We start from the raw sequence: 2,456 nt of genomic DNA, 5'->3' as shown, positions 1-2,456 counted from the left end.
GTGATGCGGGGGGTGGTGGGGGGCCGTCGTCCGGCAGGCCGTCGTCCGGCAGGCCGTCGTCCGGCGGGCTGCCCGAGGCCCGGTCGGGAGATCCCTCCGCATCGGCCCGATGGAACAGCGCGGTGATCGAGGTGTACTCGGTCATGCTCAGAGCCTGCGCCCGTACCTGGACGCCGAGAACGCCGAGGGACACGCGGCGGTCCGACCCGACCGTGAAGCGCCAGCGGGCGGCCGGGGTGTCGCCGACGGCGAGGACTCCCACGGCGTCGTCCCGCCCGTTCGCCATCCTGGTCAACCGGGCGATGTCGGCGGCTGCGGGAGGGGCCGCGAGAATGAGCAGATCGGGTGCCAGCGCCCGTGGATTGCCGGTGACCCGATCGCGGCCGCCCGCGGTGACGGTCGGCGGGTCTGCCGGTGCCGGATCGGTGCCGGTGCGACCGGCGTCGTCCTCCGGTCCGGCGAGTTCGTCGAGGACGGCGCTCAGGTCGTCTGCTGTCCAGACCCGTGCGGGTGCGATCGTCGTCAGGTCGGCTCCGGTGTCGGCCGGAAAACCCACCAGACAGACCCGCAGATCATCCGACCACACGTTGGTTCCCAGCTCGATCGCCACGGCGATCGCGACCTCCGTCGCGATGTCCAGGTCGCCGATCAGGCTGATGATGCCCGGAGCGCCTTCCAGGTCGACGAGAATGCGTGACCCGGCGTCGTCCCGGCCGAAGGTGACGAGGGCCGGGAACGGAGCCGGCACGCCGGCCGTCATCTGGGCGATCATCTGGGCCGGCTGGTCACCGGGCAGACCGGGCATCCGCTCGATCCGCCATGACCCGGGCGCCTCGCCCACGGTCCATGGGAGCGGTGGAGGCTCCTCCTCCGCGGGTGCCATGTGCAGGATCAGCAGGTCGTCGGTGAGGATCGCCGCGTACACCGGGGGAAGCAGACGTCCCAGATCGGTCAGGCCGGCAGACAGAACGCGCAGTGAGCGGTCGACAAATCGGGCGGCATCCGTGTCGGCGGCTAGGAGCAGCGCGCGCTCTGTCTCGTCCTCTGGGGGGCTCGCCGGCCCCGACCGGCGTGTGGACAACGCCACCATGACTCCGGCGGCGAGCAGGCTGGCGGCTGCTATCCCCAGTAGACCCTGAGAGGACGGTCCGAAGGAGTCGGACGCGAGAAGGCTGGGTGTAGCGGGGCCACCGGTGACCACCGCGGTGTGCTGCGCCGAGACGACCGCGGCCGCGTCATCCAGGACCGCCAGCGCACGAGAGGTGCCGAGACGACCGTCGCCGTCCCCCGGCTCGGGGTCTTCGAAATCGGGATAGCTGGGTTCTGGATCATCGAGGCCGGGGTTGCCGGGTCCGTGGTTGTCGAGGTCAGCGAGGTCGTAGCCGCCGGGGGCGGGGGGCGCGGTACCCATTTCGGTGGCAGGCCATCCCGGGACGGAGCCCGGCACATGCAGTACCTGCAGGCCCTCGCCCTGCGCGTCGGCGGGCAGCAGCAGCAGCCAGCCGGCATGGATGAGCGATGGCTTGGACAGCGTGCGGCCGTCCGGCTGGGCGCGACCCTCGTTGAGGTCGAAGATTTCCCGATACCGTAGACCATCACCGAGGAAGCGCTCCGCGATGCCCCAGAGGGTGTCGTGGTGGCGCCCCTCGGCAGGTCGCACCTCGTAGAGCTTCATCACGCGCCCGTTGGGCGCGAGCCGGCCGTTCGGGTCCGCGATCGGACTGATCAACTCGGCGTGGCAGACGCGCGGTGTCATGCGGCCAGCCGGGCCAGCCGGCCCGGTCCCCGGTTCCGACCGTGACGGCCAGGTCAGCCGGGTCGGTGTGCCGGCGCCGGGATCCGTTGGCGTGGCCACCGGAGCCCGATCACCCCTCGTGAGCGCGGGCGCCCTGTCGTCCGGAGCCGGCCGCGGAGCGAGCAGGGCCGCCGAGGTCGTCGATACCGGCATCGCCGTCCCCATCCGGCCGGGCGCAGGCGGAACGGCGGGGGCCCGGGCGTATGTCATCGGGGCGACCAGAATCGTCGTCCCGGAGAACAACACGGATGTGGCGACGAGACGGCGGGCGAGGTTCTGGGGGGCGCCGCCCAGCGGTATCCGCGGGGCGAGGCCGGTACCGCGCAGCTCGGCCCGGCATTCCGCGATGAGACAGGCGGTGAAGTGCAGCCAGGCGGCCCAGAAGAGCAGGGACAGGATGGCTCGGACGACCGCGCCGGCCCCGTCCCCGCTCTGGAGCGGTGGACCCAGTACCAGGATCAGTACGACCGGGACGCCGAGGACGACACCGGCGATCGCAGCGATGGCCCCGGCGGCGCGCAGCCGTTCCCGAGACCGCAGCTCCGCGGAGACCACCGGCACCGGCTGGCGGGCCGGCACACTCCCGGGCCTGTCATCGACCATCCGATGGGGAGGGGTGCCAGCACGCGGAAGCCGCCGTCGTGACCGCGGTGCCGCCGCC

Annotated in this window: 1 protein-coding gene; it reads right to left on the bottom strand. The window is 72.4% G+C overall.

What is annotated here, in order from left to right; translation table 11 throughout:
- Positions 1 to 2,374: LysM peptidoglycan-binding domain-containing protein (locus AC08OV_RS14860; RefSeq protein WP_476619798.1), on the bottom strand; the 2,374-nt coding region annotated here is incomplete at its 3' end.
- Positions 2,375 to 2,456: the final 82 nt, after the last annotated feature.

The sequence above is a fragment of the Frankia sp. CeTa3Moorea genome (genome assembly GCF_978021225.1).
This window is presented reverse-complemented; position numbering and strand designations above follow the sequence as displayed.